The organism is Mycobacterium sp. (genome assembly GCF_049683935.1).
Classification (GTDB): domain Bacteria; phylum Actinomycetota; class Actinomycetes; order Mycobacteriales; family Mycobacteriaceae; genus Mycobacterium.
Map to the genome: position 1 here is coordinate 1 of NZ_JBAUJR010000396.1, position 8,167 is coordinate 8,167.

At 64.9% G+C, this 8,167-nt stretch carries 7 protein-coding genes and 1 pseudogene; 5 read left to right on the forward strand and 3 right to left on the reverse strand.

The window, feature by feature from the left end; translation table 11 throughout:
• The coding region (locus WA965_RS22540; protein WP_526448097.1) for a DUF222 domain-containing protein at window positions 1-290 on the reverse strand (290 nt) is incomplete at its 3' end.
• Window positions 291-559: 269 nt separating this feature from the next.
• On the opposite strand from WA965_RS22540, the gene groES reads away from it, so the two are divergent.
• The 3 genes from groES (at window position 560) to WA965_RS22555 (ending at window position 4,141) form a co-directional block, all read left to right on the forward strand.
• Entirely contained in the window at window positions 560-862 is a 303-nt protein-coding gene (groES, locus tag WA965_RS22545) for a co-chaperone GroES (protein ID WP_048630140.1), read from the forward strand.
• A gap of 88 nt (window positions 863-950) precedes the next feature.
• A complete protein-coding gene (groL, locus tag WA965_RS22550) occupies window positions 951-2,579 on the forward strand; it encodes a chaperonin GroEL (RefSeq protein ID WP_526302642.1) in 1,629 nt (542 codons plus the stop codon).
• 53 nt (window positions 2,580-2,632) lie between these two features.
• Window positions 2,633-4,141 carry an adenylate/guanylate cyclase domain-containing protein gene (locus WA965_RS22555; RefSeq protein ID WP_526302644.1) on the forward strand — a complete coding sequence of 503 codons (1,509 nt, stop codon included), beginning with the start codon at window positions 2,633-2,635 and terminating at the stop codon, window positions 4,139-4,141.
• A 45-nt stretch (window positions 4,142-4,186) separates the two neighbouring features.
• Here the strand turns inward: WA965_RS22555 and WA965_RS22560 are convergent, their stop codons facing one another.
• Complete coding sequence (locus WA965_RS22560) at window positions 4,187-6,535, reverse strand: arylsulfatase (RefSeq protein WP_526302646.1); 2,349 nt, start codon at window positions 6,533-6,535, stop codon at window positions 4,187-4,189.
• 38 nt (window positions 6,536-6,573) lie between these two features.
• On the opposite strand from WA965_RS22560, the gene WA965_RS22565 reads away from it, so the two are divergent.
• Window positions 6,574-7,194, forward strand: coding sequence for a TetR/AcrR family transcriptional regulator (locus tag WA965_RS22565; RefSeq protein ID WP_526302648.1), 621 nt, complete (start codon window positions 6,574-6,576; stop codon window positions 7,192-7,194).
• Window positions 7,195-7,210: 16 nt separating this feature from the next.
• Here WA965_RS22565 and WA965_RS22570 read toward each other — a convergent pair whose 3' ends face one another.
• Window positions 7,211-7,501: a WhiB family transcriptional regulator gene (locus WA965_RS22570; RefSeq protein ID WP_178358884.1), complete on the reverse strand. Its 291-nt coding sequence runs from the start codon at window positions 7,499-7,501 to the stop codon at window positions 7,211-7,213.
• Window positions 7,502-7,895: 394 nt separating this feature from the next.
• Here WA965_RS22570 and WA965_RS22575 point away from each other — a divergent pair.
• Window positions 7,896-8,167 (forward strand): annotated as a pseudogene (locus tag WA965_RS22575) (hypothetical protein); the annotation flags it as partial.

Below are 8,167 nucleotides of genomic sequence, written 5' to 3' on the forward strand. Positions count from 1 at the left end.
AACAGTGCCGCCACCTTCGGCAACCGGTACCGCAACGCCACCGCGATCCGCATCTGCCCCGACGCCCGCCGATGGCCCACCGTCAACGCCGCCGCCACCCGCGCCGCGGTGTGATCCCACGGATCACACGCCCACCGGCCGCGCTCATCGTCCTCATCGACACAGCGGTCCACCAACTCCGCGATCGCGGCCAACTTCCGCGCCCCGGCCGCCGCTTCCTCCCGCGCGGCAGCCTCGATCACACCCACCAACGCATCCTCAGTCACGCCGGCGAACATCGACTCGAACATGTGTTCGATTCTACCCGGCTCCACTGACTCAAACTTTCGGTCAGGGGCGCCGCTTGTGGATAACCGCGGCCACTACTGAAGGGTTGTGGATAAGGATCAGTCCCGACGGACGCCCGCAGAGGCAGACCCGACCTTGAGTGTTAGCACTCGCGTGTATAGAGTGCTAGGCGGCAGTCGGTTCAACCCCTGTGTCGGCACCCGCGACGACGGCGCGAGGGCGGTCATCGGCCGCCGAATACATACACCAACATGAGTGAAGGGGCTCCATCGTGGCGAGCGTGAACATCAAGCCACTCGAGGACAAGATCCTCGTTCAGGCCAACGAGGCCGAGACCACGACCGCATCCGGTCTGGTCATCCCCGACACCGCCAAGGAGAAGCCGCAGGAAGGCACCGTCGTCGCAGTAGGCCCCGGCCGCTGGGATGAGGATGGCGAGAAGCGGATTCCCCTGGACGTGTCTGAGGGCGACGTGGTGATCTACAGCAAGTACGGCGGCACCGAGATCAAGTACAACAACGAGGAGTACCTGATCCTGTCGGCGCGCGACGTGCTGGCTGTCGTTTCCAAGTAAGCAATATCGTGCTCCGCCCCGGACGTTCCCCCATACGGGTGATGTCCGGGGCGGTGCGCGTCATACCCGCCTTTAGGGAAAGAAACTTATGAGCAAGCAGATTGAATTCAACGAAACAGCGCGTCGCGCCATGGAGGCCGGCGTCGACAAGCTCGCCGATGCGGTCAAGGTGACCCTCGGCCCGCGTGGCCGGCATGTGGTGCTCGCCAAGGCATTCGGTGGGCCGACCGTCACCAACGACGGCGTGACCATCGCCCGTGAGATCGACCTCGAGGATCCGTTCGAGAACCTCGGCGCACAGCTGGTGAAGTCGGTGGCCACCAAGACCAACGACGTCGCCGGTGACGGCACCACCACCGCGACCGTATTGGCTCAGGCACTGGTCAAGGCCGGTCTGCGCAACGTCGCCGCCGGTGCCAACCCGATCGCACTCGGTGCCGGCATCGCGAAGGCCGCCGATGCGGTTTCCGAGGCGCTGCTGGCCGGCGCGACGCCCGTCACCGACAAGAAGTCGATCGCGCAGGTGGCCACGGTGTCCTCGCGCGACGCCGAGGTCGGCGAGCTCGTCGGCGAGGCGATGACCAAGGTCGGCCACGACGGAGTGGTCTCCGTCGAGGAATCCTCGACACTGCTGACCGAGCTGGAGATCACCGACGGCGTCGGGTTCGACAAGGGTTACCTGTCGGCGTACTTCGTCACCGACTTCGATGCCCAGCAGGCCGTCCTCGAGGACGCGCTGGTGCTGCTGCACCGCGAGAAGATCAGCTCGCTGCCGGACCTGCTGCCACTGCTGGAGAAGGTCGCCGAGAGTGGCAAGCCGCTGCTCATCGTCGCCGAGGACGTCGAGGGCGAAGCGCTGTCCACGCTGGTGGTCAACGCGATCCGCAAAACGCTGAAGGCCGTTGCGGTCAAGGCGCCGTTCTTCGGTGATCGTCGCAAGGCGTTCCTCGATGACCTCGCCGTCGTGACCGGTGGCCAGGTCGTCAACCCCGACGTGGGTCTGGTGCTGCGTGAGGCTGGCCTCGAAATTCTGGGTACCGCGCGACGCGTCGTCGTCGACAAGGACAGCACCACGCTGGTCGACGGTGGCGGCACCAAGGAAGCCATCGACGGCCGCGCGGCGCAGCTGCGGGCCGAGATCGAGGCGAGCGACTCCGATTGGGATCGCGAAAAGCTCGAGGAGCGGCTAGCCAAGTTGGCCGGCGGCGTCGCCGTCATCAAGGTCGGCGCGGCCACCGAGACCGATCTGAAGAAGCGCAAGGAAGCCGTCGAGGACGCCGTCTCCGCAGCGAAGGCCGCTGTGGAGGAGGGCATCGTCGTCGGTGGCGGTGCGGCGCTGGTCCAGGCCCGTGCCGGTCTGGCGAAGCTGCGCGAATCGCTGTCCGGTGACGAGGCGCTCGGGGTCGACGTGTTCTCCTCGGCGTTGGCCTCGCCGCTGTACTGGATCGCCACCAACGCCGGGCTCGACGGTTCGGTCGTGGTGAACAAGGTGTCGGAGCTTCCGGCAGGGCATGGCTTCAACGCCGCCACGCTGGAATACGGCGACCTGCTCGCCGACGGTGTCATCGACCCCGTGAAGGTCACCCGCTCTGCGGTGGTCAACGCGGCGTCGGTGGCCCGGATGATCCTGACCACCGAGACGGCAATCGTCGACAAGCCGGCGGACGCCGAGGACGACGGTCACGGCCACTCGCACGGCCACGGTCACTCGCACTAGGTAGTGCCAACGAAACACCCCCGGCCTTCTGGCCGGGGGTGTTTTGATTCGGCATGGACCGCATTTTCCAGTGGGTGTGGGATCGGTACGGGCCGAGTTATTCGTGGGCGATCTGCGTCCTCGTTTATCCACCGGGTCTGGTGGTCTATCTCAGCTACACCTTGATCATCGTCGCGTTCGAGGGATCCGGCCGCTACGTCGAAGCGATCGTCATCACCGCTGTCGCATTGGCGGTACGCGTTTTTGTGTGGGTTCTTCCCGGTTCGAAAGGAGTGCGCCCGTTCGAACGGTGGGCAGCGGGCGAGAAGATCGATCCGATGACGGCACTGATAGCCACCTTCACGTACACACGCAGGTTGACTGCCCGGGCGATCGTGACCGATGTGGTCTGGGCTGCTCTGCTTGGGGTTGTTGTCGGTGCGATGGCAGGGGCGACCGGATCGCGCCTCGTTCAATACGGGATCGTCGGTGCCGCGTACGGAGGGGCCATCGCGGTCATCAGTGTGCACAGTTTCGTCGAAGGGGCGCTGCGACCGGCAAGAGCCGCCATCGCCGGCGACACCGGTATCGGCGACTCTCTACCGCGCTCTCGCCCGACATTCGCCATGTGGTCCAAGATGTACACACTCGCCGTGGCGTTCGCATTCGGCACCGCGGGTGCGATCCTGTCAGCGCTGATCGACCGCGCCCCAGAGGATCCCGCCATCTCCGTCGTGATCGGGGGCGCGTTGATGCTCGTCTCCGGGCAGCTGGCAGTCGTGACGACCTCACCGTACTTGCAGCCGATCCGCGACCTCGCCGACGGAACAGAACGTGTCGCGCTCGGTCACTACAGCCATCGTCTGCCAGTGGTGCAGGACGACGACCTGGGCGCGCTGGCGGCGTCGTTCAACCGCATGCAGGCGGGATTGGCTGAGCGGCAACGACTTCAGGCAGCGTTCGGCGTCTACGTCGATCCGGCCCTGGCGGCTCGGCTACTTGCACAGGGTGATGACGTGTTCACCGGTGAACGGCGCGAGGTAACCGTGATGTTCGTCGATATCCGCGACTTCACGCCGTACGCCGAGACGCACACCGCGGAGGAGACCGTCGCCCGGCTCAACGCGCTGTTCGACATCATGGTGCCTACCGTCGTCGACGCCCGAGGACACATCAACAAGTTTCTCGGCGACGGCGCGATGGCCGTCTTCGGCGCCCCCAATGATCTTGCGGATCATGCCGACGCCGCGGTGAGGGCTGCCGTGCTGATTCACCGTTTGGTCGCTGAGCGATTCGAGGGTGAGCTTCGGATCGGCATCGGGATCAACACCGGCGTGGTGATCGCCGGCACCATCGGCAGCGGACCTCATCTCGAGTTCGGCCTCATCGGCGACACGACGAACGTGGCCGCCCGCGTCGAGCAGCTCACCAAGGCCACCGGCGACGCCATCCTTCTCTCTGGCCACACCGTCGACGCCCTGGTTTCTCGACCGCACGGACTCGTTGACCGAGGGGCACACGCTCTGAAGGGAAAGTCAGCCCCGACTGTGGTCTTCGGCCTCAACCCGGCGGTGGGCCATTAGTGGCTTCGGTTTGCCACTACGTTTCGATGTTGCTCCCCCATCGGATCAGTCGCGCGCGAACCCCAGTCGAGTGACCGCGTCGGGGTCACGCTCACCATTGCCGGCGAAATCGATGGTGACCTGATCCAGCGCCCCGCCGTGGAATGCGTTGGGCGACACGTAGTCGGCCGACACCGAGTATGCGACGCTGCGGCCGGCTGAGACGGTTTGCATCGGATCGAAGCCGGCCATCCGCACCGCGGTGCGCGATCCGACCGTACGCTCGTCAACGGTGAGTACTACGTCACCGATCATGTCGAATGGCCCCTCGCCTGGGCCGGTCCGCCGGAATTCCACCCCGAACGTGCACCGGCCCAGTGCAATCGCCTCATCGGACACGACGGTCTGTTCGATGCCGTCGAAATTGCAGACGTAGTGCAACCGCCCTCTGGCCACGTAGAGCGCATGGCCGCCCGAGCGGCTGCCCTGGGAGAACAACACCCCCTCGGCCGATTCGCTGTCCACCGACACAGTCGCGCGGAGGGTGAACGACCGCCCACGGATGAGTCCGCCGAGTGGTGTGTTGCCCGCGGGTGTGTCCGGATAAAAGGTCGCCCGGCTGGGAATCGCAGCCCCGTCGGCGGCAAAACGTGCGATGAGCTCGAACACACTGAGGTCATTGAGCGGATAGGCGTTGTATCGCAATGCCTCTGAGTGCCAGAGCGCCTTGAGGTCTTCGAGCTTGTCGGGATGATCGGCAGCGAGGTCGTGGGCCTGGCTCCGGTCGGCGCTGATGTCGAACAGCTCCCACTGATCGCTGCCGAACTGCGACCAGCCTGGGCGCTGCGGTGTCGCAGATGTCGGCGGGTGCACGGTGTTGGCGAACCAGCCGTCGTGCCAGATGGCCCGGGTGCCCATCATGGAGTAGAACTGGGTGCGTTTGCTGCTTTGCGTGGTCGGATCCGTCAGCGCCGCTGCAAAACTCACTCCGTCGAAGGGCTTCTGCGCAATGCCCTTCACAACCGCGGCGGGCTCGAGGCCGAGTAGGTCATAGATCGTGGGGGTGATGTCACTGACGTGCACGTAGTGATCGCTCGTCTCGCCACGGGCACTGATGCCCCGAGGCCAGGAGACGATGCACGGATCTGCGATCCCGCCTTCGTGGGAGGCGTAGCGCTTGAACAGCTTGTAGGGCGTGTTGAACGCCATGGCCCAGCCGTTCGAGTAGTTCATCTTTGTGCCCGGGCCGCCGAACTCGTCGTATTTCTCCAGTGCCGGAATGGAATTCGCGCCGCCTCTCAGCGGTACGAACTCGTCGAGGGTGCCCGAAGGCCCGCCTTCACCGCTGGCGCCGTTGTCGGACATCACGACGACGATCGTGTTGTCCGCCTGGCCGGTGTCGTCGAGATAGTCCAGCAGTCGGCCGATCTGTTCGTCGGTGTAGCTGAGGAACCCGGCGAACACCTCTGCCATCCGGCTGGACACCCGTTTCTCGTCGTCGGACAGCGCATCCCAGGGTGTGACGGTGTCGTGTTCGGGCCAGGGCAACCCATCGGCACTGGTGCGATCTGCATAGGGGTTCATCGGGGACAACTCGGTATCCCCGGGGAGTAGGCCGAGTTTCTTCTGTTTGGCCAGGGCGACACTGCGGTAGCGCTCGTAACCCATATCGAACTTGCCCCGGTACCGGTCGGCCCATTCTGCGGATACCTGATGCGGGGAGTGCCCGGCCCCCGGGCACAGATACATGAACCACGGTTTGTCCGGCGCGGCCGAGCGGTGGTCGCGCAGGAAGCCGATAGCGTTGTCTGCGAGGTCTTTTGATAGGTGGTAGCCCTGCTCCGGGGTGGCCGGCGGATCGATCGGCCGGCTGTCGCTGACCAGGGTTGGATACCACTGGTCGGTCATGCCGTCGAGAAAGCCGTAATAGCGGTCGAAGCCGCGACTCAGCGGCCAGTACCGGCGGGCTCCCGCCGCGTGGCAGTCTTCGGGCGGGGCGAGGTGCCATTTGCCTACGGCGTAGGTGGACCATCCCTGCTCGGCGAGCACCTCCGACATGAGTGCCGTTTCCGCGGGAATGCGACCGTGCTGCCCGGGGAAGCCCTGCGCCAGGTTCACCACCGAGGAGACCCCGACCGTGGTGGGGTTTCGTCCTGTCAGCAGGGCGGCGCGCGTCGGGGAACACAAGGCGGTGGTGTGAAACTGGGACATCCGGACGCCGCGGTCCGCGATGCGCTTCATGTTCGGCATGTCGACCAAGCCGCCGAAGCAATCCCAGGTTGCGATACCGATGTCGTCCCACAGCAGGTAGAGCACATTGGGTGCGCCTTCGGGCGCGGCGGCGGCGCGGTACGGCGCCCAGTCCGGGACGGAGTCGCGGATGTCCTCGGCGATCGTTCCCTGAAAATCTGTCATGTCTGACAGATTAGAGAAAAATCCGTCATAGTGCTCCTATGACCGGTGACATCGGCAAGCGTGAGGCACACAAGATCGCCACCAAAGGCGCCATTCAGAGCGCAGCCGATGACCTCTTCGGCGCCAAGGGTTACTCGAACACCACGGTCAGAGACATCGCCGACGCTGCCGGCGTGACCGAACGGACCTTCTTTCGCTATTTTTCCGACAAGGAAGCGCTGCTGATCAAGGACATCGAGGAGCGGTTGCCCGTACTCGGCGCCGAGATCCGGCATCGTCCGGCTGAGGAAGCCCCCCTCACCGCCATCGAGGGTGCGTTCTTCGCTGTGGCAGCCCGCCTCAGCGATACGCGGCCGAACCTGTCATGGCTGTTTCAAGACGGGCCCCCGGGTCCGAAGCTCGCGAAGTCGGCCCCGGGTCTGTTGTTGCGGTTCGAGCAGGAGATCGCCGACGCGCTGGTGCAGCGATTGCGTTCGGGCGGCGAAGTGGATGACGACGAGGCGTTCGAGATGCAGGTGCTTGCCCGCTGCGCGGTCGCCGCCCTGCGTAGCGCAGGAATCAGGCACTGGCAGCTGAGCCAGCAGGGCGACGGCGCGCCTCCGAGCGTGGCTGACCTGATCGGTCAGGCGTTCGACATCCTGGGGCGGACTCGCGGGTAGATGCCCCCGGGAAAGGTCAGGCGGTGCGGCGGATTCCACGCTTGAGGAGCAGCTCGCGTTCGGACTCGCTGAGGCCACCCCAGATGCCGTAGGGCTCGCCGACACCCAACGCGTGGGTGCGGCACTGGGTGATGACGGGGCAGCGGCGGCACATCTCCTTGGCCCGCATCTCGCGCTGGGCGCGAGCGCGGCCACGCTCGCCGTCGGGATGGAAGAACATCGAGGAATCGACTCCCCGGCAGAGGCCTGCCATCTGCCAATCCCAGATATCGGCGTTCGGACCAGGCAACTGTTGCGGCTGTGGCATTGGAAAACCCCTCTCTGCACATCCGATTCGCGTACGCATCGAATGCGTGAGTGTTGAAACAGATCCGAGCTCAGTCGCCGATGACCTCTCGTGCACACAACGTAGAAGGGCTTGGGAATTGCCGTCAATAGGGTGGCACTGTGCGTAACCGCATAACCGCAGCAAGAGAATTTACATCGCGTTCATCGATCCGACTTGCGGGCAATGAGTTCGGTGCTACAGGCTTTTGCCGCCGCGCGACTCAAATGGCTGTTTTGGCTGATCAGTTCCTGCTGTGTCGGCTGATCAATTAGCCGTGCCCAGTAGGCGGTTGACATGGAATTAACACGGCGACCATGAATTGTTAACTCGGGCGATTTCAGAAACCTATCCTTATTGGTAGCCTCGCCCTCCGATGCTGGAAGACATTGCGTTCGGTGGAAATCCGGGGCACTGGCCGATGCCGCTCGCGATGACTCCACACGACCTGTGGCTGCGCGCGGTCGCCGCGGGCGGACAGGGCCGCTACGCGAGCGCGTTCACCGACCTGGACACGCTGTGCCGGTTGGCGGGGTGCGGCCCCTACGCGTCGTTGGCTCTCAGCACACGGGCGTCGTTCCTGCGGCAACTCGGCTGGCATGACCGAGCCCGCTCCTTGGACGGGCAGGCGCTGGCCCGCGCCGACGG

Excerpts from the sequence above, each read along its gene's own strand:
- groL (WP_526302642.1), top strand. The coding sequence starts at position 951 with ATGAGCAAGCAGATTGAATTCAACGAAACAGCGCGTCGCGCCATGGAG.
- WA965_RS22555 (WP_526302644.1), top strand. The coding sequence starts at position 2,633 with ATGGACCGCATTTTCCAGTGGGTGTGGGATCGGTACGGGCCGAGTTAT.
- WA965_RS22560 (WP_526302646.1), bottom strand. The coding sequence starts at position 6,535 with ATGACAGATTTTCAGGGAACGATCGCCGAGGACATCCGCGACTCCGTC.
- WA965_RS22565 (WP_526302648.1), top strand. The coding sequence starts at position 6,574 with ATGACCGGTGACATCGGCAAGCGTGAGGCACACAAGATCGCCACCAAA.
- WA965_RS22570 (WP_178358884.1), bottom strand. The coding sequence starts at position 7,501 with ATGCCACAGCCGCAACAGTTGCCTGGTCCGAACGCCGATATCTGGGAT.